At 63.9% G+C, this 21794-nt stretch carries 23 protein-coding genes and 2 tRNA genes; 13 read left to right on the forward strand and 12 right to left on the reverse strand.

All coding sequences use genetic code 11. From position 1 onward, the window contains the following. The first annotated feature begins 1 nt into the window (after nt 1). On the forward strand, nt 2-1918 hold the full coding sequence (dnaG, locus tag QM588_RS05855; protein ID WP_283312137.1) for a DNA primase: 1917 nt from the start codon (nt 2-4) through the stop codon (nt 1916-1918). On the opposite strand, the gene QM588_RS05860 is transcribed toward dnaG, so the two are convergent. After that, nucleotides 1915-2160 (reverse strand): hypothetical protein, encoded by a 246-nt coding sequence (locus tag QM588_RS05860; protein ID WP_283312138.1) that lies wholly within the window; start codon nt 2158-2160, stop codon nt 1915-1917. The two genes, dnaG and QM588_RS05860, sit on opposite strands and share 4 nt — an antisense overlap. A gap of 182 nt (nt 2161-2342) precedes the next feature. Here QM588_RS05860 and QM588_RS05865 point away from each other — a divergent pair. Then, nucleotides 2343-2415: transfer RNA gene (locus tag QM588_RS05865), tRNA-Asn, on the forward strand. A 275-nt stretch (nt 2416-2690) separates the two neighbouring features. Next, on the forward strand, nt 2691-3605 hold the full coding sequence (locus QM588_RS05870; RefSeq protein ID WP_283312139.1) for an AfsA-related hotdog domain-containing protein: 915 nt from the start codon (nt 2691-2693) through the stop codon (nt 3603-3605). On the opposite strand, the gene QM588_RS05875 is transcribed toward QM588_RS05870, so the two are convergent. Beyond that, nucleotides 3583-4224 carry a ScbR family autoregulator-binding transcription factor gene (locus QM588_RS05875; protein ID WP_283312141.1) on the reverse strand — a complete coding sequence of 214 codons (642 nt, stop codon included), beginning with the start codon at nt 4222-4224 and terminating at the stop codon, nt 3583-3585. The two genes, QM588_RS05870 and QM588_RS05875, sit on opposite strands and share 23 nt — an antisense overlap. Before the next feature lie 162 nt (nt 4225-4386). Between QM588_RS05875 and QM588_RS05880 the strand changes: the two genes are divergently transcribed. The 3 genes from QM588_RS05880 to QM588_RS05890 all read left to right on the forward strand — a co-directional run bounded on the left by QM588_RS05880 (nt 4387) and on the right by QM588_RS05890 (nt 6600). After that, nucleotides 4387-4854: an NUDIX domain-containing protein gene (locus QM588_RS05880; protein ID WP_283312142.1), complete on the forward strand. Its 468-nt coding sequence runs from the start codon at nt 4387-4389 to the stop codon at nt 4852-4854. Between the two features lie 80 nt (nt 4855-4934). Then, a complete protein-coding gene (locus tag QM588_RS05885) occupies nt 4935-5078 on the forward strand; it encodes a hypothetical protein (RefSeq protein WP_161631816.1) in 144 nt (47 codons plus the stop codon). A gap of 55 nt (nt 5079-5133) precedes the next feature. Further along, nucleotides 5134-6600, forward strand: a complete 1467-nt coding sequence (locus QM588_RS05890) for an MFS transporter (protein ID WP_283312143.1) — start codon at nt 5134-5136, stop codon at nt 6598-6600. A gap of 11 nt (nt 6601-6611) precedes the next feature. On the opposite strand, the gene QM588_RS05895 is transcribed toward QM588_RS05890, so the two are convergent. Beyond that, on the reverse strand, nt 6612-7334 hold the full coding sequence (locus QM588_RS05895) for a GAF and ANTAR domain-containing protein (protein ID WP_283312144.1): 723 nt from the start codon (nt 7332-7334) through the stop codon (nt 6612-6614). Nucleotides 7335-7444: 110 nt separating this feature from the next. Between QM588_RS05895 and QM588_RS05900 the strand changes: the two genes are divergently transcribed. Further along, entirely contained in the window at nt 7445-7912 is a 468-nt protein-coding gene (locus QM588_RS05900) for a universal stress protein (protein ID WP_032384559.1), read from the forward strand. A gap of 492 nt (nt 7913-8404) precedes the next feature. Here the strand turns inward: QM588_RS05900 and QM588_RS05905 are convergent, their stop codons facing one another. Beyond that, nucleotides 8405-8533 (reverse strand): hypothetical protein, encoded by a 129-nt coding sequence (locus QM588_RS05905; protein ID WP_283312145.1) that lies wholly within the window; start codon nt 8531-8533, stop codon nt 8405-8407. A 608-nt stretch (nt 8534-9141) separates the two neighbouring features. On the opposite strand from QM588_RS05905, the gene QM588_RS05910 reads away from it, so the two are divergent. Genes QM588_RS05910 through QM588_RS05920 form a run of 3 tightly spaced genes read left to right on the forward strand, consistent with a single transcriptional unit; the run spans nt 9142 to nt 10741 of the window. Further along, nucleotides 9142-9813: a hypothetical protein gene (locus tag QM588_RS05910; RefSeq protein ID WP_283312146.1), complete on the forward strand. Its 672-nt coding sequence runs from the start codon at nt 9142-9144 to the stop codon at nt 9811-9813. Further along, nucleotides 9810-10160 (forward strand): hypothetical protein, encoded by a 351-nt coding sequence (locus QM588_RS05915; RefSeq protein WP_032382772.1) that lies wholly within the window; start codon nt 9810-9812, stop codon nt 10158-10160. The genes QM588_RS05910 and QM588_RS05915 overlap by 4 nt, the downstream gene beginning before the upstream one ends. Then, nucleotides 10157-10741, forward strand: a complete 585-nt coding sequence (locus QM588_RS05920) for a hypothetical protein (protein WP_283312148.1) — start codon at nt 10157-10159, stop codon at nt 10739-10741. The genes QM588_RS05915 and QM588_RS05920 overlap by 4 nt, the downstream gene beginning before the upstream one ends. Nucleotides 10742-10765: 24 nt before the next feature. Here the strand turns inward: QM588_RS05920 and QM588_RS05925 are convergent, their stop codons facing one another. From QM588_RS05925 to QM588_RS05935, 3 genes are all read right to left on the reverse strand, one after another. After that, the gene (locus QM588_RS05925; protein ID WP_283312150.1) at nt 10766-11434 is read right to left on the reverse strand and encodes a YdeI/OmpD-associated family protein; all 669 of its coding nucleotides are present in this window, start codon (nt 11432-11434) and stop codon (nt 10766-10768) included. A gap of 72 nt (nt 11435-11506) precedes the next feature. Beyond that, nucleotides 11507-11583: transfer RNA gene (locus tag QM588_RS05930), tRNA-Ile, on the reverse strand. Nucleotides 11584-11622: 39 nt separating this feature from the next. Beyond that, nucleotides 11623-13788 (reverse strand): molybdopterin-dependent oxidoreductase, encoded by a 2166-nt coding sequence (locus QM588_RS05935; protein ID WP_283312151.1) that lies wholly within the window; start codon nt 13786-13788, stop codon nt 11623-11625. Nucleotides 13789-13873: 85 nt separating this feature from the next. Here QM588_RS05935 and QM588_RS05940 point away from each other — a divergent pair, with 85 nt between their 5' ends. The 3 genes from QM588_RS05940 to QM588_RS05950 all read left to right on the forward strand — a co-directional run bounded on the left by QM588_RS05940 (nt 13874) and on the right by QM588_RS05950 (nt 15872). Then, a complete protein-coding gene (locus QM588_RS05940; RefSeq protein WP_283312152.1) occupies nt 13874-14677 on the forward strand; it encodes a serine hydrolase domain-containing protein in 804 nt (267 codons plus the stop codon). 144 nt (nt 14678-14821) lie between these two features. Further along, entirely contained in the window at nt 14822-15334 is a 513-nt protein-coding gene (locus tag QM588_RS05945) for a DUF3145 domain-containing protein (RefSeq protein WP_032368158.1), read from the forward strand. Between the two features lie 88 nt (nt 15335-15422). Then, entirely contained in the window at nt 15423-15872 is a 450-nt protein-coding gene (locus tag QM588_RS05950; protein WP_032368157.1) for a cold-shock protein, read from the forward strand. Between the two features lie 177 nt (nt 15873-16049). Here QM588_RS05950 and QM588_RS05955 read toward each other — a convergent pair whose 3' ends face one another. The 5 genes from QM588_RS05955 to QM588_RS05975 all read right to left on the reverse strand — a co-directional run bounded on the left by QM588_RS05955 (nt 16050) and on the right by QM588_RS05975 (nt 21769). Then, the gene (locus QM588_RS05955) at nt 16050-17483 is read right to left on the reverse strand and encodes an acyl-CoA carboxylase subunit beta (RefSeq protein WP_032368156.1); all 1434 of its coding nucleotides are present in this window, start codon (nt 17481-17483) and stop codon (nt 16050-16052) included. A gap of 132 nt (nt 17484-17615) precedes the next feature. After that, a complete protein-coding gene (locus tag QM588_RS05960; protein ID WP_027497449.1) occupies nt 17616-18866 on the reverse strand; it encodes a KasA/KasB family beta-ketoacyl-ACP synthase in 1251 nt (416 codons plus the stop codon). 8 nt (nt 18867-18874) lie between these two features. Then, nucleotides 18875-19219, reverse strand: a complete 345-nt coding sequence (gene acpM, locus QM588_RS05965) for a meromycolate extension acyl carrier protein AcpM (protein ID WP_045841363.1) — start codon at nt 19217-19219, stop codon at nt 18875-18877. An 88-nt stretch (nt 19220-19307) separates the two neighbouring features. Next, the gene (locus tag QM588_RS05970) at nt 19308-20216 is read right to left on the reverse strand and encodes an ACP S-malonyltransferase (RefSeq protein ID WP_283312154.1); all 909 of its coding nucleotides are present in this window, start codon (nt 20214-20216) and stop codon (nt 19308-19310) included. A 128-nt stretch (nt 20217-20344) separates the two neighbouring features. Beyond that, nucleotides 20345-21769 (reverse strand): PucR family transcriptional regulator, encoded by a 1425-nt coding sequence (locus QM588_RS05975; RefSeq protein WP_283312155.1) that lies wholly within the window; start codon nt 21767-21769, stop codon nt 20345-20347. Nucleotides 21770-21794 lie beyond the last annotated feature (25 nt).

The following is a 21794-nucleotide window of genomic DNA, read 5'->3' on the forward strand; positions in this document are numbered from 1 at the left end:
TGTGGCCGGCCGAATTCCTGAACGTGACATTGCCGCCATTCGCGAACGCACACGGATCGAAGACATAGTCGGCGACTACGTCTCGCTCAAGCGCGCGGGCGGCGATTCCATGAAGGGGTTGTGTCCCTTCCACGACGAGAAGTCCCCGTCGTTCCATGTTCGGCCCAACCACGGTCACTACCATTGCTTCGGCTGCGGCGAAGGTGGTGATGCCTACTCCTTCCTCCAGAAGATCGAGCACATCTCGTTCGTCGAGGCCGTCGAGCAACTTGCCGATCGGCTGAACTACTCGATCTCCTACGAGGGCGGAGGGCCATCGGTCCAACGTGATCGAGGGACCCGCGCGCGCCTGATCGCCGCGAACGCGGCGGCTCAGGAGTTCTACGCCGGCCGGCTCAGCGGGCCCGATGCCCAGGCCGCACGGGACTACCTGACCGAACGCAACTTCGACGGCCACGCCGCGCTGGCCTACGGCTGTGGATACGCACCCGACGGCTGGGACACCCTCACCAAACACTTGCTGGGCAAGGGCTTCGAGGCCAAGGAGATAGTCGACGCCGGCCTGGCGACCCCGGGCAAACGCGGAACACCCATCGACCGTTTCCGGCGTCGGTTGGTGTGGCCGATTCGCAGTCAGAGCGGCGACGTCATCGGCTTCGGCGCACGCAAACTGTTCGACGACGACACGATGCCCGGGAAGTACATCAACACTCCGGAAACGATGCTCTACAAGAAGTCTCAGGTGTTGTTCGGGCTCGACCTGGCCCGCAAGGAGATCGCGAAGTCGCATCAGGCCGTCATCGTCGAGGGCTACACCGACGTCATGGCAATGCACTTGGCCGGCGTCAAGACCGCGGTGGCGTCCTGCGGTACCGCCTTCGGCGAAGATCACCTCGCGATGCTGCGCCGACTGATGATGGACGACAGCTACTTTCGCGGTGAGGTGATCTACACCTTCGACGGCGACGACGCCGGCCAGGCCGCGGCCATGAAGGCATTCGAGGGCGATCAGAAGATTGCCGGGCAGACGTTCGTCGCCGTCGCACCCGACGGAATGGACCCGTGCGACCTACGCCTGAAGTCCGGTGACAACGCCGTTCGCGATCTCGTGGCCAGGCGTACACCGATGTTCGCCTTCGTCGTCAAATCGCTGCTACGGGAGCACGATCTGGACACACCCGAGGGGCGCGTCGAAGCGCTCAAACGCACTGTTCCGGTGGTCGCGCGAATCAAGGACGCCTCACTACGGGACGAGTACGCCAGGCAGCTCGCCGGGTGGACCGGTTGGGACGACACTGCGATGGTGCTCGCTCGCGTGCGCGACGAGGCGAAGAAGGGTGCCCGAGGCGACACGAGCGGTAAGCGCGTGCCCTTCGAGAAGCGGCATGCAGCCCCGGCGGAAGCCCCCGCCGGGCCGCCGCGTCCGAACCCCACCGATCCGACGCTGTGGCCGCAACGAGAGGCCCTCAAAGCGGTGCTGCAGATGCCCGCGGTCGCCGGCACCGTCTTCGATTCGCTGCCGCCCGAGAGCTTTCACCATCCGGCGTACGCGGCGGTGCGTGATGCCGTGGCCGCGGCCGGCGGCACTGCCGCGGGCCTGGGCGGTGGGGAGTGGGTCGACGCGGTCGCGAAGCAGGCCAAAGACGCCGTGGTGGTGTCATTGGTGACGGAGCTGGCCGTCGACCCGATGCGCGTGGCCGACGACGCTCTCACGCGCTACATCTCCGGTGTGCTCGCCCGGCTTCAAGAGGTGTGGGTGGGCCAACAGGTCGCCGAACTGAAGTCCAAGCTTCAGCGAATGTCGCCCGCCGAGAAGCCGGACGACTACAACGCCCTGTTCGGTGATCTCATCGCCCTCGAGCAGTACCGCCGCAGCCTGCTCGAACTCGCCGTCGGAAGCGTTGCCGAGGTCGGTTAGCGCCGCAGCTGATCGCGCGGGACGAAAACCTGGTCTTCGTTGTCGACCGGCTTCATCGGCTCGAGTCTCGGCTGCGTGTTCAGGGAGTCGGACAACTTCTGACGGCCGACCTCGATAGCTTTCTTGGTGGCCGGGCTCGACGCGACGGCGCTGGCCGTCTTGCGAATTGTCTCGTACCTGCCCCGTCCGGCCTTGGCTCCCAGCACATATGCAGCTCCAGCCGCCAGTACCAAACGAATCATCAGTGGGTCCTTCCGTAGAGCGTGCGGCCGTTCTTCCATCTTGCCCGACGAACCTCGAACAGGGCGATTCGGTACTCGGCGGACCCTGCTTCGGCGCTCACGTGGGCCCGATTTGGTACTCACAAGGGGGTGTGCGCTATTGTTTCCAACGGCTCGCACGAGAGTGTGACGCCGCAAGGTAATCCCCCATAGCTCAATTGGCAGAGCATTCGACTGTTAATCGAAGGGTTCCTGGTTCGAGTCCAGGTGGGGGAGCGCAGTCCCCGTCCGGCTTGTCCGGGCGGGGATTTTTGCTGTCCGGGGTCGGCCGCCCCGCGACGTCATCGACCGGCGAGAACGTACCGGACATGTGGTACCGAGAGTTCCGGACAGCTATCAGATCGTGACCGAATCTTCTGTATATCGAACGAATGAATCAGGCCGCCCGATGCCAGTTTTGTCGGTGTCTCGCGACATACTGTTCGAGCGATCCGGGACGCTCGGAAGTGCTGGAAAAAAGCCGGATCGGTCGGGTTCAAAGGGGCTTTGAAGTGAGTTTGAGTTACGCATCAACCGTTCCACGCCAGCTCGTGCATCGCCGCTCTCCGGCGGACGTGCTGTTGACCGACTACGAGACGGTCGACGGTACGCATCGTGCGGCGGTACAGCTGCCGACGTCCCACCGCATGTTCATGCCGGTACGTCGCACCCACGATTCGTTGATGATCGCCGAGGCGCTCCGGCAGGCAGTAAGCCTGTTCTGTCACGTCGAACACGACGTCCCGCTCGATCATGTGGTCTACATCGAGCACTTCAGGTTCGACATTCTCGACCTGCTGTCGGTCGACAACATCGACGATTCGCTTGTCGCCGAGTCGATCACGACCGACCGCACATTCGAGGACGAGTCTCTGGACAACCTGAAGCTGTCGGCTCGACTGCTCAACCGCGGTCAGATCGTCGCCTCCGGAACGGCGTCCGTGCGGCCCATCGGACCGGACGTCTACTCCAAGGTCCGCAAGCCGACCATGGCCGACCCACACTTTCGGTACCTTCCCGCCGGAACCGAGGTGGTGGAACCGGCCGGCGTCGGCCGCCTCGACCCCTCCGATGTCGTACTGGCCCGTCATACGTCGGACGGGACTCTTGTCGTTGCACCCGATCCGCGGAACCTGGCGATGTTCGATCATTCGGTGGAATACCTACCGGGCGTCACCATGCTCGAAGCCGCCCGTCAGGCGTTGCGTTTGGCCACCGGTTGCGTGGAACTGGATTTCACGTCCCTCGAGGTCAGGTTCATGGGGTTCGCCGAATGGGCCAACCCGTGCACGGTCATCGTCGACAGCGACACGACCGACGGCATTCATCGCATCCAGTTCGAGCACGACGGGGTCGTGCTCTCCGCGATGTCCGTCACCGCGACACCCGAACCGTGGCTACCGCTCAGCGATCGTTCCAGTCGATGAGCGGTGCATCGGCTACCGATCGAATCCTGGCCAGTCGTCGGCGAGGGACGACCGACGGTAGAAGCAGGTTCCACATCTCGGTCATTCGAAGCTGTAGGTCGGCGCGTCCGGTGAGCATCTCCGACACGGTCTGAACTCCGGTGAACGATGCGACGATCATCCTGGCGAGTGCCGTCGTGTCCACGTCGTCGACGATGTCGCCCTCGGTCCGGGCGCGCTCGGTCAACGTCGCGATCATTCCGATCCAGTCGTCGAACGATTGCGCATTCGGATTCTGAGCCGTCGTCGATTCCAACGTCAACCGCATGCCGCCACGTGCGATGGCGTCGGTCTGAAGCTGACGCGCCAACTCCTTGGTGATCAGGATCAGGGCATCGATCGCCTTCGGCGTGCTCTCCATGATGGTGACGGTGGCAGCGGTGGCAAGAGCCATCTGTGCCTCGATCACGGCCTGCGCCAGATCTTCCTTCGACGAGAAGTGGAAGTACATCGCACCCTTGCTGACGCCGGCGTTGGCGATGATGGTGCTCAGACTGGCTGTGCCGTAGCCGAACTTGTCGAAGCTCGAGGCGGCTCCCACGAGTACGGCCTGCCTGGTCGATTCTGCGCGCTCTTGCATCGGTAGACAATAGCTGGTACCCGCTTTGACGGCACTCTTCGAGTCAAAAGACGGCTAATCACCGAAAATCGGTGTCGATACCCAAGGGCCGAACCGTGCGGGCCTGCTCGAATGGTGATGCGGGATGACGGTGAGCAAGCGAATCGATGGCACGCTGATCACATGGTCAACAAGAGCGCGGGCATTCTGCTGTTTCGTGTGAACGCCGACGTGGCGGAGGTGCTGATCGCTCATCCCGGCGGCCCGTTCTGGGCGCGGAAGGACGACGGTGCCTGGTCGATAGTCAAGGGGGAGTTCACCGAGGCCGAAGACCCGTGGACCGCGGCTCAGCGCGAATTCCGCGAGGAAGTCGGCGTCGATGTGCCGGCAGGCAATCCCATCGAGCTCGGCACCGTCACACAGCGCGGCGGGAAGATCGTCACCGCGTTCGGGATCGAGTCCGACCTCGATGTCTCCACTGCGATGAGCAACACATTCGAGATCGAATGGCCGCCGAAATCCGGACGGATGCAATCGTTTCCCGAGGTAGACCGCATCGAATGGTTTCCTGTGTCGCTGGCGAGGACAAAGCTCCTGGCCGCACAGCACCCATTTCTCGACGCTGTGGATGCCATTGTGGAGGCGCGCTAGTTTCGGCGTCGAATCCACGGGTATCCGGCGGCCGGAAACGACGGCCGCGGATGCAGGGTGGGAATTGGAACATGACACCGATGGAGACGACCGACGCCGACACGGCTCGCGTGGAAACGGCTCTGCTGGAAGGTCAGTGGGCAGGTCGGATCGTGGCCTCGGGGTTCGTGGCTCTGGCCACCGGCCTGTCCTGGATGTTCGCCGCGTCCGCCATGATCGGCTAGCAATACGAGACCGTTCGGTCGATACTGCTCAGCGACTACTACGAAGGGCAGTGCAGTGACCGACGGAATTGCGTCAGCAACCCCACCGGCGATCGAGGTACCCAAGCGCGCCTGGCAAGCCCTGGTTGTTCTGTTGCTGGGAATGTTCATGGCCCTGCTGGACACCACCATCGTCAACGTCGCACTGCCGACGATCAGCACGACGCTGGAGGCGTCGGAATCGGTTCTGTCGTGGATCATCTCGGGCTACGCGCTCGCATTCGGCCTGGCCCTGATTCCGGCGGGCAAGGTGGGTGATCGGATCGGGCACAAGTGGGTGTTCTTCACCGGTCTCGCTCTGTTCACGGTGGCCAGCTTCGCGTGCGGACTCGCTCAAGACGATCTGCAGCTGGTGGTTGCCCGAGTGGTTCAGGGTCTGGCAGGCGGAATGTTCGTTCCCGCTGTCACAGCGTTCATCCAACTGCTGTTTCCAGGTCCGGTGCGCGGCAAGGCATTCGCGATCATGGGTGCGGTCATCGGAGTATCGACCGCGTTGGGACCGATAGTCGGCGGGTTGATAATCCAGGCTTTCGGTGAGGAGAACGGCTGGCGGTTGGTCTTCTGGGTCAACCTGCCGATCGGCATCGTCGGTCTGATCGCGGCAGCGGTTCTGCTGCCGAAGAAGGATGAGTCCGAGCCGGCTGCGAGGCCTGGCATCGACTGGCTCGGGTTGGTGCTGATCTCCGCCGGCCTCATTGCGCTGCTCGTACCGCTGATCGAAGGTCAGGAACTCGGGTGGCCGTTGTGGACCTACGCGACCATCGCAGCAGGCGTGGGACTGATTGCGGCGTTCGGCTGGTGGGAGGTGATCCACACCGGTCGTGGACACAATCCGCTCGTGCCGCCGCGACTGTTCACCCGACCGGCGTTCACCGGCGGTGTAATTCTCGCGCTGGTGTACTTCGCGGCGTTCACCAGCATCTTTTTCACCATCTCGCTGTTGTGGCAGACCGGGCTCGGCAACACCGCCCTGTCGTCCGGCTTGGTCTCGATACCGTTCGCGATTGGCAGCATCATCGCGTCCTCGCAGAGCAACAAGCTCACGATCCGTCTCGGCCGCACCGTGTTGATCCTCGGCGCTTCGCTGGTGTCGATCGGCTTGATCTGGCTGTGGATCATCTTGGCGACCAGTTCCGCCGACACCATTTCTCATTGGACGTTGCTGGTCCCGTTGTTCATCGCCGGCCTGGGCAACGGCGCGTTCATCGCTCCCAACGCGCAGTTCATCGTCGCAACCGTCGACCGCGACGATGCGGGGGCCGCGAGCGGCGTCATCTCGACCATGCAGCGTGTCGGCTCGGCGATCGGCATTGCGGTCATCGGCAGTGTGCTGTTCGGCTCACTGACCATCACCGGCCCCGACACCGTGGGATCCGGCTTCTTGCACGGTGCCGCGATGGCAATGGCCGTCAGCGCCACGTTCAGCGTCGTTGCGTTGGCGTTGGTGTTCGCTCTACCGAAAAAGGTTCAGAGCGCTCACTGATCTCGGCTCGTTCAGCTCGACAGGCCCTTGCCGTGCCGCTGAACGACCGTCGATGCGAGATCGGCGATCTTGACATTGAGATCTTGCGACGATTTACGGAGCAGTGCGAACGCTTCTTCGTCGGATACTTTGTGCAGCGCCATGATCAGGCCGATCGCCTTGCCGATCTCACGGTTGCTCTCGAGGCCGTCACGCAATGTCGATGCCTCTTGGCCGTTCAGCATGGCCCCGACCGTCACAGATGTGAATGCAGTCAGGATGACGGCTTTGTCGGCGGTGTCGGCATCGAAGGCACCCGCGGTGTCGGTGAACAGATTGAGAGCACCCACCTTCTGCTCGTCGACCTTGAGGCGGAACCCCATCGCTCCCCGGACCGGCGTGCGGTTCAGGACACCCCGAGCCATCGCAGGCCACTGCGTGGGGCTGCGGAAATCCGGCTCGAGTTGGACGGCCTCGGTGGTCAGCGCATCCAAGCACGGTCCCTGACCTGTGGCGCGTTCGATGTCGTCGACGACGCGTGCCACGTCATCCGAGGCCGCGACGGTGACGGCCTTTCCGTGCCGTAACAACATGAGACTGGCGTGATCGCAGTGAGGGACAACCATCGTGGCGGCGTTGCAGATAGCGGTGTAGACATCTTCTGCGCTACTGCCTCGGTACACGATGTCGGCCAGAGCGGCGAATACAGTTGCCGGGTCGGTCGACGGAGCGTCGAACTGTTCGTCGTCGGTCATTGCTTCTCCCGTCGTGTGGCGCATGCCGGGCAAACCGGTTGCGCAGCACATCAACCGTACCGCCCTGCGCCGGGGTCCCTGCACCAACGGGCTGGCAGTAGCCTCATGTCGTGAGCAATGCGCAGGAATCTACGGGGTTCGAGTACGGCCACGACGGCCCGAAGTCCATCGTGGTGGGCGTCGACGGTTCGGATTCGTCCTGGCGGGCCGCCGCATATGCCGGAGGACTGGCCCGTAGGCAACAATCGCTTCTGGTGCTGGTCTACGTGCAGCCCATCGTCACCGCGTCGTGGGGCCAGGCGGGAATCTCGATGGTGGAAACGGGCCGACAGATCGCCGACGAACTCCTCGACTACATCAGAACGTCGGTGGCCCGATTCGGAGAGCGAGAGCAGGTTCGCTGGGAATTCCGCACTGCGCAGGGTGATCCGTACAACGGACTCGTCGCGGTAGCCGATGGACTCCGCACCGACGCGGTCGTGGTGGGGGCCTCCGAACGCGCCGGGCACCGATTGGCGGGCTCTGTGGCAGTGCGACTGGTCAAGGCGGGACGCTGGCCGGTCACAGTGGTGCCGTGAAGGCTCGAATTCCAACCGATCGGCGGTTTTCACTGTAAAAATAGGCAGTCACCTCGTCGGATGCGAGGCGCATGTGGTGCGGTTCTCGGATTCGGGGAGTTCCATGGCTGGTCTGTCGCGTCGTCAATTCGTCACTCGGGTGGGAACCCTCGCCGCGGCTTGGGGAATCGCACCGCAGGTTTTGGGTCACACCCTTGTCGCTCGTGCGCAGCCGGCTTCTGGAGAGACAGATGTCGGCGGAACGCTGGCGCAGACCATCCTGAGATCGTCGACCGGTCCCGGTCGGTACCGTGTGCTCGATGCGGGTCCGGGGGAGCCCTACGTCGCTCGCCTCGACATCCTCGGGCGGGCACCCCGCGCGTCGCGGGTGCAGTCCAGGCGGTCGTTGCTCTACCTGGGGCACCTGTCGGACATGCATGTCATCGATGCGCAATCGCCCGGCCGGATCGAGCCCATGATCGTCTCCGACCATGCAGCGTGGGGCTCGGCGTTTCACCCGCAGGATCCGCTGACCGTGCACGTCACCGCCGCGATGGTGAAGGCCTTTGCGGATGCGCGAATCAGTTCGGTCACCGGCGCTCCCATGGGGGCCGCGGTTGTCACCGGTGACAGCGCCGACATGCATTCTCATCTCGAACTTCATTGGTACATAGACGTTCTCGACGGCGTGGCGGTCCGGCCTACGAGCGGCGCATCCGACGTCTTCGAGGGTGTGCAGGCGTGGCCCGAGGCGCAGTGGGCGTATCGGCCGGGCGACCCGTCCGGAGGATCGTTCGGGGACTACGGATTTCCGACGCTTCCCGATCTGCTGACGCAGGCGACGGCGGGGACCGTCGAATCGGTGGGGCTACCCGTCCCCTGGTACTCGGTCTACGGCAATCACGACACGTTGTTGCTCGGCACGTTCGATCTCTCCTCACAGCTGCATGCCCTCGCGGTCGGCGGACGCAAGGCGTACACACTCGAAGCGACGGCCACCTCGGCATTGGCCGGGTACGCATCGACGGGTAGTCCGCTGCAGAGGATGGTCGATGCGCTCGGTGTCGGATCCGGTGCCCGTCCCGGGTTTCGAGCAGTGTCGGCGGATCCGGCTCGGTACCTCTTCGAGCAGCGTGAGTCCATGCAAGAGCACTTCGAGACGACTCCCACCCCAGGGGCGATCGGGCACGGATTCACCCAGCACAACCTCGACTCGGGTGAAACCTGGTGGGCGGCGGACCCGACTCCGAATGTTCGCACGTTCGGACTCGACACCTGCAACGCCGTCGCCGGCCATCGACGGGGCGGTGCCCGAGGATCAGTTCGACTGGCTCACGCGGCAATTGGAGAAGGCGCAGGCCGAGCGCAAGCTCGTTCTGATCTACACCCACCACAACAGCCTGACCCTGGAGAACCGAGCACAGCGGCCGGGCCAGTCGGTGAAACTGTACGGCGCAGACCAATTGATCGATCTGCTTCTGAAATATCCTGTGGTGATCGGTTGGCTCAACGGTCACACTCACCAGAATCAGATCCTGGCGCATTCGCGAGACGGACGAGGGTTCTGGGAGATCACCACCGCGTCGTGCATCGACTTTCCGCAGCAACAGCAGGTGGTGGAGATCGTCGACAACAGAGACGAGACATTGTCGCTGTTCACCACGGTGCTCGATCACGCGTCGCCGATCACGCCCGGAAACAGTGGCAGCTACCTGGACCTCGCTTCGCGTAGTCGTGAGTTGGCTGCGAACGACTGGGCCGAGAATCCGCTGATGCGACGAGGTTCGCGACTCGATCGCAACACCGAGCTCCTTCTGCCCGCTCCGTTCGACCTGAGCACCATCACCGACGCCGCTCTGGAACAGCAACACCTCGACGAGCACGCCAGACTGATTGCGTACGAGACGAGGCAGGGGCGATGAACGGTGTTCGTAGACAGCTCATCACGGTGGCGGCAGTGCTGGCATGCGCGGGGTGCTCGCAGACCGCTGCGCTCGCGCCGGTCGGGGGAGCGGAACTCGGTAACCTCCGCTACGCGGTGAACGACGTTCTGTTCGAGCAAGGAATCGAGATCCTGGTTGCGCCTGTGTGCTCGGGCACCGGGGCGGACATCGAATGTGCCGGGACGACAACCGGTAACGAGACGATTACCGGTACGGCCACGTCCGACGATGCCAGTACCGTCGAAGTGAAGGTCGGCGCAACCGTTCTCTACTCGGGTTCGGTGCAGGACGTGCTCGATCGCAATTCGACGGTCGGTGCGCCGTGAGAGGGATGCTGCTGCTCGCATCGGTAGCGATCGTCTCGGCTCTGATTCAGGCGCTGACAGTGGTGGGGGATCCGGTTCCCGCCTTATCCCTCGGATTCGCCGCGTTGGTCGTCGTTTCCGCAGCAACGGTGGTGTGCGCCCTGTGGTTCATCGCCTCGATAGCACTCGACGTGGTGGACGGTAATGCGTCGGGCGCATCGAGCCGGACGTGGCGACGACCGCGGGTACTGGCGTGGTGCGTGGTGCTGACCGGGATGGCCGTTGCGCTCGCGATTCTCTTCCCCTTGCTCCCGGCTGTCGTCATAGTCATTGCGCTGCTGATACTTCCAGCGGCAGTGGACGGTGGCCGAAACCCTCTGCGCGCTGCACTACACACCGTGAAGCAATCCCCGTGGCGCTGTACCGCAGCGGCGGTCATCACGATCCTCGCCTACCTACTCGGCTGGGTGGTGGCACTCGTGCTGGGATTCTTCGTCACCGGCGTCGTGGCGGCATTCCTGACGTGGCTGTGGTTCGGGGCCAGTGCTGCTGCGCTGCTGTTGTATTGGTCGGCTTTGTATCGCACGGTGGTAGGGACTTGAGCGGCGCTCGCGAAACGGCTCCACTCAGCCGCGGGCACGTCGACCGATCGAGGCCTCGGCCACGATCTGATCGATTCGACCTGCACGAGTGTCGTCTCGAACGGCGCTGACAATCCACCACAGCATCTGTTTACGGGCGCTGGGAGGGAAGTCGTCCCAGTTGTTACGAGCGTCTGGGTCACGGTCGAGTGCCGTTTTCAGCTCGAGTGGTTCTTCGAGGTTCTCGACCGGATCGGAAATCGTCCACCACCCGTTCGATTGTGCGGCAGCAATTGCACGGCGACCTGCGTCGGCCATGAGGCCGCGTTCTTCCATATCGGCTGCGCGTTCCCGGTTGAGCCCGGTCCACGGGCTCTTGGGTCTGCGCGGTGTGAACAGCTGCAGGCCCCGGTCCTCGTCGAGAATGCTGCTGGTGGAGTCGATCCAACCGAAGCAGATGGCTTCCTCGACAGCCGCGGGATAGGGGCAACGGGGTCGGTCGGTACCGGTGCGCCATGAACAGAGCCACACACCTCGGGACGAGCTGTGATTGTGCGACAACCAGGATCGCCACTGCGCCCGCGTCTCGGCATGGATGATCGGGTAGTCGAACTTCCACGTCGGGGGATGGGCTGACGTGGGCGGCGGCGAATCGGGAGCAGTCATGGCCTCGCGCGATCGGCTCGATCCGGTGTTGCCTCGCTCTGGTTCCACATCGCTACAGTGTGCCCACAATCGAGGACATCCGCTGTCCGCGATGGCTCGCACAGTTCGACGGCCGGCTCGTGGTGGGGCGGGCGGGGCTCGAACCCGCGACCAATGGATTATGAGTCCACGGCTCTAACCGACTGAGCTACCGCCCCAATCCCGTACCAGGTACGAGCCAGCAGAATCGTACAGAATCACGCCGTCTCGTGGTTCCATCGGGGGCGATACTTGGCCCTCACCTGCACCGGAACGCCGTTGAGAATCGCGTTCGCCGAGACCGCGTCGACTCGGGCTGGGTCGGTGATGTCGTTGACGCTCGGTCCGGTGACAGTGGTGGCGACCGAGAGCTGCACGCCCGGGCGCTGATGACCGAATCCGTGCGGCATGCTCACCACCCCGGGCATCATCTTGTCGGATGCCGCAACCTCGATGTCGACGGTACCGGCCGCGGAGGTGACCGACACCATCGAACCGTCCTCGATCCCGCGCTGGAGGAGATCGTTCGGGTGCGCCAGAAGCTGATGTCGCGCTTTGCCTTTGGTGAGTCGAGCGGTGTTGTGCATCCACGAGTTGTTGCTACGTAGATGTCGTCGACCGATCAGCAGGAGCTCGTCGTCCTTGGGAACCGCGCTCGAGTGCATCAGGTCCACCAGGGCGGGCAGTTCACCGACCACGACGTCCTGGATCAATTGAACGCGCTTGCCCTTGGTCTTCAGCTTCTGGGGAAAGCCCGGACGCAGCGGTCCCAGATCGATGCCGTGCGGGTTGGCTCGAAGCTTCCTCAGCGACAACCCTTTTCGTCGGCTACGGAGCAGGATGTCGAGAGTGCGAGCAGGGGACAGGCGCAGACGGGCCTCGCCGATGACGCTCTTCGGAGTCAGTCGTGCCTTCAGACGATCGACGGTGGAACCTGCCATGCGGTTCTTGTAGCGCAGTGACAAGTCTCGGAAGATCTCCCAATCATGCTTGGCATCAACCTGTTTGGGTAGAACTGCAGGCATGTACTTGGCAGTGTTGTGTACCGCGAAGGAATTGAAGATCAGATCGTAATGATCGCGTTCGAGGGACATCGTCGGCGGCAGAATCACGTGAGCGTGACGCGAGGTCTCGTTGATGTAGAAATCGAACGACACCATGAAATCGAGTCCGGCGAAGGCCTCGTCGAGGCGACTGCCGCCGGGCATCGACAGCACCGGATTGCCGGACAGGACGGCCATGGCACGGATTTGGTCCTGACCCTCCGTGGTGATCTCGTCGACGAGCGTCGAACAGGGATACTCGCCGGCGAACTCCGGAAGATCGCGAACACGGCTGCGCCACTTGTCGAAATGGCCACGACCGACGATGCCCTGCGAGATCAGATCGATTGCCGGATCGGTCACCATCGCACCGCCCGGGCGGTCGAGGTTGCCGGTGATGATGTTGAGTACCTGGATCGCCCACTGGCACACCGTGCCGAACTGCTGCGTCGACACCCCCATCCTGCCGTACGCCACCGCGGACTCCGCCGCAGCGAAATCCCGGGCGAGTGCAGAGATGTCGTCTGCCGACATGCCGACGATCGGTGCCACCGCCGCCGGCGTGAATTCGGCGACCAGATCGGCCAGTCGATCGGCACCATCGACGTAGTCGGCGACACGGACGGAGCCGTCGGCGACGATCGTGTGAATCATCGCCAGCAACAGCAGCGCGTCACTGCCGGGACGAACGAAGAAGTGGGTGTCGGCAATATCCGCCGTTTCGGTCTTACGTGGATCGACCACTACCAGTCGGCCACCCCCCTTACGAAGTGCGCGGGCTCTTTTGGCGAAGTCGGGCACCGTCATCATGCTGCCGTTGGAAGCCATCGGATTGCCGCCGAGGACGAGGAAGAAATCGGTTCGATCGATATCCGGAATCGGCAGCAGAAGCTGGTGGCCGTACAGCAGATGGTCGACGAGCTGGTGCGGCAACTGATCCAAGGACGTCGCCGAGTAACGATTGCGAGTGCGCAGCAGCGACGTGAACGGAATGCCGTGGGTCATCGCGCCCATCGAATGCACGTTGGGATTGCCCTGATAGAGGCCGACCGCATTGGATCCGTACTTCTTCCGCGTCGAGACGAGGCCGTCGACGACGAGGTCGTACGCCTCATCCCAGCCGATCTTCTCCCACTTTTCTCCCACCCGCTTGACCGGCGTGGTGAGCCGATCGGTGTCGGCATGAAGGTCGATCAGCGACAGAGCCTTGGGGCAGATATGGCCCCGGGAGAGCGGGTCCTTCTCGTCGCCGCGGATCGAGACCACCGTCTTGTTCTCCACCGTGAATTCGAGACCGCAGATCGCCTCGCACAGATTGCACGATCCATACACAACCGACATCGCATTTCTCCCATTCCTGTCGTCCGAGACTAGCCCGGCGGGGGACCGATCCACCGGCATCGACGGACAATTAGGCTTTGGGGTCGTGACTACCCTCGATCTCACTGCCTCGTGGCCCGTCGACCATGTCAGTGCTGCCGTCATCACCGACGCCGGAGTGCGGGAGGAGGTGGGGGACACCGCGCGCGTCTTCGAGCTGGCGTCGGTCACCAAATTGCTCACCGCCTATGCGGTGTTGGTTGCCGCGGAAGAAGGCGCTGTCGAGCTCGATCAGCCGGCAGGGCCGGAGGGGTCGACTGTGCGGCATCTGCTGGCGCATGCCTCGGGACTGGCGTTCGGCGAGCGGAAGGTGCAGGCTCCTGCCGGCACCAAGCGGATCTACTCGAGCGCCGGATTCGAGGTCTTGGCCGAGCTCATCGAAGAAGAGTCGGGAATTGCCTTCCCCGAGTACTTGAACGAGGCCGTCTGCGGACCGCTCGGGATGGTCGACACGTCGCTGCCCGGGTCGGCCGGTCACGGTGCCCGTTCGTCGGTTGCAGACCTGACCAGGTTCGCCGCGGAAATGTTGCAGCCGAGTCTCCTCGCGTCGCAGACATTCTCTTCGGCCGTCGACGTGCAATTTCCCGGACTGAACGGAATCGTGCCCGGGTACGGATCGCACAAGCCCTGCGACTGGGGTCTGGGGTTCGAGCTGCGCGGTGACAAGACCCCGCACTGGACTGGGGGCAACAACTCGAGGGCCACGTTCGGTCACTTCGGACAGGCCGGGACGTTCCTCTGGGTGGACCCGTCGGTGAGGATCGCGTGCGTGGTGCTGACCGATCGGAACTTCGGAGATTGGGCCAAACCGTTCTGGCCCGAGCTCTCCGACGCCGTCCTGGCCGGGTGAAACACCACCGTTCACAGATTGCACTGGCGCAACAGGGGTAACTCGGGGCACACTAGTACACACACTCGTTGAATCGCTGCAACCAGTTCGAGCATGTCGAGGTCGTTGGGGAAGACGTCCCTCGTCGAAGCTGGAGGTAGTGCAATGCGTGGATCGAACCAATTCGCAGATGCGACGTCGGGTGTTGTGTACATCCACTCGTCGCCCGCTGCGCTGTGCCCGCATGTCGAATGGGCGTTGTCCGACGCCCTCGATTGCCGTGCCAATTTGAAGTGGTCCGCGCAGCCGGCATCCGACGGACAGCTGCGTGCCACCACGGACTGGATCGGGCCCGTAGGCACCGGAGCGAAGCTCGCCGGCATCCTGCGCTCCTGGCAGATGCTGCGTTACGAGGTGACCGAAGACGCCAGCGAAGGCGTCGACGGCGAACGGTTCTCGCACGTACCCGGATTGGGTCTCTGGCGCGGATCGACGAGTGCCAACGGGGACGTGGTGCTCGGCGAGATGCGACTGCGCGCGCTGATGGAGAACAACCAAGGCAACCTCGCCGCCGCAGTGGAGCACGCGCTCGGCTCGGATTGGGATGCCGCGCTCGAGCCGTTCCGCACCGGAGGCGCAGGAGCAGAAGTGACCTGGCTCAGCCGCAACGTCGGTTAGCAGCGGTTGCCGAGGATTCGTCACGGCGGTAGTTTCGCGTTCGTGCCTGGGGTAGGCATGTGGGAACGACCGTGGAGTGGTGAGTTGGATGTTGTCGACCGGAAAAGTGATTCGATTCGACGAGTTCAAGGGGTACGGGTTCGTAGCGCCGGACGAGGGCGGCGAGGACGTGTTCATCCACGTCAACGATCTGGACTTCGACAAACGACTGTTGGCACCGGGAGTACGCGTCGAATACGTTGCCGTCGACGGTGACCGGGGTCTCAAGGCCACCGAAGTTCAGATCATCGACGGGCCGACGTCGACCGCTCTGGTCACCCGGCACAAACCCGACGTCCCGTTCCACAACACCGCACCCGTCAGTGGTCACCAGCGCCACGACGACGCAGGCGCGGACGTCCTGTCCGAGGCGGACTTCACCACCGAGCTGACCGAGCAACTACTGACGTCGAACGGCACGCTGACCGCTGCGCAGATACTCGACGTGCGATCGGCCGTCGTTCGACTGGCCCACGATCACCGATGGATCCAGGGCTGACCGACCTCGTTTGCCCGTCCTTTGACCTCGTTCGCCCGCCCCCTATGTGAATCAATGTGGCTTTCATGCACATGGAGTGCCTGAAAGGCGCATTGATCCCAACCGGGGTGGGTTCCCAACCGGGGTGGGGTCTCGGGGCAGGGCTGACGGACCGCAGGAAGTAGCGGTCGACGTCGATCAGAGTGGGATGTTCTTGTGATTTCCGCGAGCCGCAGGTGCTGCGGCGAGGGCCTTCGCAACCGTGCTTCGGGTCTTGCTGGGCTCGATGACCTCGTCGACGACGCCGATGGCCACGGCGCGATCGACACCGCCTGCGATGCTCTCGTGCTCGACGGTGAGGCGGTCGTGCAGTGCCTCTCGCTCTTCTTCCGGTGCGGCGGCGAGCGCCTTCTTGTGCAGGATGCCGACGGCCGCCTTCGCGCCCATCACGGCGACCTCGGAGCCGGGCCAGGCGTAGACCGCGGTGGCACCGAGTGCGCGGGCATTCATGGCGATGTACGCGCCGCCGTAGATCTTGCGAGTGACCAGCGTGACGCGGGGGACGGTGGCCTCGGCGAACGCGTGCAGCAACTTCGCTCCGCGGCGAACGACGCCTTCCCATTCCATGCTGACACCCGGCAGGTAGCCCGGAACGTCGACGACCACAATGAGCGGAATGCCGAAGGCGTCGCACAGGCGAACGAAACGCGCTGCCTTCTCGGCACTTTCGGAGTTCAGGCAACCTCCGAGTCGGATGGGGTTGTTGGCGATCACGCCCACGGTGCGGCCACTGATGCGGCCGAGCCCGATGACGATGCTGCGAGCCCAGCCACCCTGGAACTCCTCGAACGTCGATTCACCTTCGACGTTGTCGAGCAGTTCGTGAATGATCGGGTGCACGTCGTAGGCACGACGATTGGATTCGGGCATCAGTGCGCGTAGATCGGTGTCGCCGTGTTCCGCGGCGGCGATGTCGAACACGCCCTGCTCGCAGAACATCGACACCAGACGGCGGGCGCGGGTGAACGCGTCCATCTCGCTGTCGGCGACGATGTGGCACACGCCGGACTTCTTGTGGTGCGTGTCGGGGCCGCCGAGCGACTCCATATCGACCTGTTCGCCGGTGACGCTGCGAACGACGTCGGGTCCGGTGACGAATACGCGTCCCTCGGGAGCCATGATGACGACGTCGGTCAAGGCGGGACCGTACGCTGCACCACCGGCTGCGAAACCGAGGACGACGGAAATCTGCGGGACGAGGCCGGACGCTCGAACCATGGCTTCGAACACGAGTCCGACGGCATGGAGAGCCTCGACGCCCTCGGCGAGGCGAGCACCACCCGAGTGCCAGACGCCGACGATCGGGGCGCGCTGTTCGATGGCGGTGTCGATCGCGGCAACGATGTGCTTGCAGCCGTCCACTCCCATGGCACCGCCCATGACGGTGGCGTCGGAGCAGTAGGCGATGGTATGGACGCCGTCGATTTCGCCCGATGCGGCCAGAATTCCCGACTTGTCCCGATCATGCAGGGGGACAGTGGTTCCGGCGTCGAAGAGCTTTTCGAGGCGGGTGAGGGGGTCGCGCGGATCGGTAGAGGTGCCGGATCGTGTGACAGGGGCCAGAATGGTCATCGCGTTGTCCTTCTTCAGGGCCCCTGGCGGGGGCGAGGCCCGAGCCGGGACCGTCCGTCGAAAGAACGGCCCCAGCTCGGATCATGCACTGCGAGAGCGGGATTCGCTGAGTCGAGAAGTCGACTCAGTGGATCACGCCTTACCGAAGGCGAGCGCTACGTTGTGCCCACCGAATCCGAACGAGTTGTTGATCGCGTAGTCGATCTGTCCGACGCGGGGCTCGCCCTTGACGACATCGAGATCGATTTCGGGATCCTGGTTCTCCAAATTCAGTGTGGGAGGGATGATTCCCTCTCGCACTGCCAGCACCGTCAGTACCGACTCGAGGGCACCGACGGCACCGATCGAGTGGCCCAGAGCGGATTTCGGTGCGTACACCGCTGCGTGATTTCCGACTGCCTTGTTGATCGCCAGCGCTTCGGCGGTGTCTCCGATGGGAGTTGCCGTTGCGTGGGCGTTCACGTGGGTGATGTCGGACTTCTGCAGGCCTGCGGTCTCGATGGCGCGCTGCATCGCACGCGCGGCACCCTTGCCCTCGGGGTCGGGGGCCACGAGGTGGAACCCGTCCGAGGTGATTCCGGCACCGAGCAGGCGGGCGTGAATCGTTGCGCCGCGTGCCTTGGCGTGCTCCTCGGTCTCGATGACCATGAGCGCACCCGCTTCACCGAAGACGAAGCCGTCACGATCCTTGTCGAACGGACGTGACGCACCCTTCGGGTTGTCGTTGTTGGTGCTCATCGCCCGCATCATGGAGAAGCTGGCGATCGGAACCGCGTCGATGTATCCCTCGACGCCGCCGGTGACGACCATGTCCGCGTCGCCCATCACGATCATCCGCCATGCATGCGCAATGGCTTCCGATCCCGAGGAGCAGGCGGAGACGGGCGTGATGACGCCGGCTTGTGCTTTGAGCTCGAGCCCGACGACCGCTGCTGGGCCGTTCGGCATGACCATCTGAACGGCGAGCGGGGACACCTTGCGGTAGCCGCCGGCCTTCATCTTGTCGTTGGCGTCGATGAGAGAATCGCCGCCACCGAGTCCGGTGCCGATCGACACGCCGAGGCGAAGGGGATCGACGTCGGGCGAGCCGGCGTTCTTCCAGACCTCACGACCGAGCACCGTGGACAACTGCTCCACGTAGCTCAGGCGACGGATCTCGACCCGCGAGAGCAGACTCTGCGGGTTCACCGCGAGGTGTCCGCCGATCCGCACGGGCAGGTCGTACTCGGTGACGAAATCGTCTTCCAGAGTGCCGATTCCGCTTTCGCCGTTCAGCAGACCCTTCCACGTGGCATCGACGTCACCCGCGAGTGACGTGGTCGCAGCAAGGCTGGTGACGACGACACTGGGGAAGCGTCCGTTGGCGGTGGATGGGTTGGTCATGGGTCGTGTCACTCGCTCGCGGAGTCGTCGAGCTTGGCCTTGATAGCTTCTGCGGCTTCGGGGTTCTCCGCTTCGAGCTTCTGGATGTAGTTGACGGCGTCGCCGACGGTGCGCAGACCTGCGAGGTCTTCGTCGGGGATCTTCACGCCGTACTTGTCCTCGGTCTGCACTGCGATCTCGACCATGGAGAGCGAGTCGATATCGAGGTCGTCCACGAAGGACTTCTCGATGGTCACCTCGGACGGTTCGATGCCCGTGACCTCCTCGATGATCTCTGCAAGTCCGGCGATGAGGTCTTCCTGGCTGGCCACTGTTGTGGCTCCCTTCTCTTCTGTGTCGAACGCCGAAGTCATGTGCTTCGAGACGCGATTGTGCATTTCTGCCACTCGGGGAGTGGAAGTCGATCCGCAGTACCGAGACTGCGGTGTGAAGGTGACCGAGCTATCCGAGCTCGGCCAATGCGGCGATGTCCGCCGGTGTCTTCAGGCCGAGGTTGGGCACGCCGCGCAGTTCACGCTTGGCGATACCGACCAGTGCGCCTGCCGGGGGCAGCTCCGCAAGTCCGGTGACCTGCGCGGTACGCAGGTACGCGCTGCACAGGTCCCACCGCACGGGGCGGGTGACCTGGGCAGCAAGTTTGGTGAGCGCATCGGCACCCGATGCGACCGGCTGACCGTCCGAGTTGGACAGCAAGGTGTGCGTCGGCTCGGACGGGGTGATGGCGGCTGCGGCCGCGGCGACGGTGTCGCCTGCCGATGCCATGTACTTGGTGTGGAAGGCACCTGCGACCGGGAGTGCTCGGACCCGCGCCTTCTCGGGTGCGCTCTCGGCCAGTTCCGCCAGCTTGGTCAGCAGACCTGCGGCAACGATCTGACCGGCTGCGTTGACGTTGGCCGGGGCGAGATCGAGTTCTTCCAGCCGGGCCAGAACTGCGGCTTCGTCGCCGCCGAGCACGGCGGACATGCCGGTGGGTTCGAGGGCGCAGGCCTTGGCCATCGCAGCCCCGCGCACCGCCGCCAGAGATACCGCGTCGTCGGAGGAGATCACGCCGGCAATGGCCGCAGCCGCGAGCTCGCCGACCGAGTGGCCGGCCACGATGGCGTCCTCGGGGAACAGTCCACGCGAGGCAATTTCCTCGAAAGCGAGTAGGGCCGACGCCACGACCAGTGGCTGAGTCACCGCAGTGTCGGTGATTTCCTCGGCGGTGGCGGTGGTGCCGAGTCGCACGAGATCCAGGCCGGAGGCCTTGGACCACAGCGCCAACCGATCGGCCGCGCCCGGGATTTCGAGCCAAGGCAGCAGCATGCCGGGAGTCTGGGAGCCCTGACCGGGCGCAAGCAACGCAATCACAGAGTTAAGGGAACACTGTCGGGCCCCTCATCAGTGATGTCGCGCTCGATGAACTCTCGACAAGCAATTTGTGGGAACCCTACAAATTCCCTCGTGGAGACCCGCTATCGCCGGAAGGCGGTTCGGCGTTACGTAACCACTTCACCAAATGTGACCTGTGTGACATATGGGGCTGGATATGTCGGTTCGTGATGCGTTCGAGCCAACCTACCTACCGTTGCCGCGACCCGAAGGACGTACGCATCGCGTGGGTGAGTGGGATCACGACCGGTCACCTCGGCGATGCGCTTGAGCCGATACCGGACGGTATTTGGATGAACAAACAGCTGCCGAGCGCAGGTTTCCACCGCACCGCCGCAGTCGAGATACGCGTCGAGCGTGTCGGCCAAACCCGAACCTGCCGCGGCCAACGGCACGACGACATGATCGTTGAGAGCCGAGATAGCTGCCCCGTCGTTCAGCAATGCTCGTTCGGGCAGCAACTCGCCGGCGTGAACCGGACGCGGCGCGCCCCGCCAGCCCGCCACGGCCTGCATGCCGGCAAAAGCCTCCACCGCGCTCGAGTGAGCTGCGCCCAGCGTGCGGGTGGTGGGACCGATGACGACCGGGCCGTCGGAGAAGTTCTGCAACATGTCGTCGATGAACGCGTGATGCGCCGCGGTGTCGTCGAGCTGGCCACTGACCACCATCACCAATCGGGTCCCCTGGACCACCGCCAAAGCAGCTCGACCGTGCTTCTGAGCGACGGAGTGCACGGTGCCCACCACGGACACGCCGCGATCCTCCGGGGGAGTGCCCACCAATACCGTCGCAGGCGCAGTGGCGTCCCAATTCAACGTGGCGGCTCGGGAAAGCATGTCCGATCCCGTGTCGCCGCGGACGACGGCGTCGACGACGAGCGCTTCGAGGCGGGTGTCCCATGCCCCTCGTGACTCGGCTGCACTCGCGTACACGGACGCCGCTGCGAACCCCAGCTCGCGTCCGTACCGCAGCACGGCCTCGGTCAGCGCGACCAACTGCTGGTCGTTGCGCGCAAGCGCGGGGAGCCACTGCTCGAAGAACTCCATCGCCACCCGGACCATGTCGACGGTCTGACGCAATGTGAGGCGTCGGGCAAGGTCTTGCGGGATCACTTGGAAGGCGTCGAGGCTGAATCGAATGTCGCTGTTCGGGTTCTTGAGCCATTCGAGGAAGTTGTCGACGGCCGTCTGAATCAGCAGCTGGACGCTGGCCCGTTGGGCGGCGTCGAGGTCCCCGAAGAACGGCAACTGGCCCTGCATCGTGGTCACTGCCTCGGTCGAGAGGCGGCCGGAGAACTGTTTGACGCGTCGCAAGAGGGCGTCGGGCAAGGGATCGCGCTTCTGGCGCGAGGGGGCCAACGAGTTGACCGGAAGGTGGACCTCGTTGTCGGTCGTGAGCGAATCACGGGTGGGGGAGTCACGGGCCGGGGATTCACGAGCCAACGACTCGCGCAACGCCTCACGGTAAGCGTCGCGCCGGGAGACATCACGCGCGGACGAACTGTCCGGTGAATCGTTTTTCGCATCGGACATAAGGAGAACCTACGCCCGACCCCCG

The sequence above is a fragment of the Rhodococcus sp. IEGM 1354 genome, from assembly GCF_030056855.1.
Taxonomy (GTDB): Bacteria; Actinomycetota; Actinomycetes; order Mycobacteriales; family Mycobacteriaceae; genus Rhodococcoides.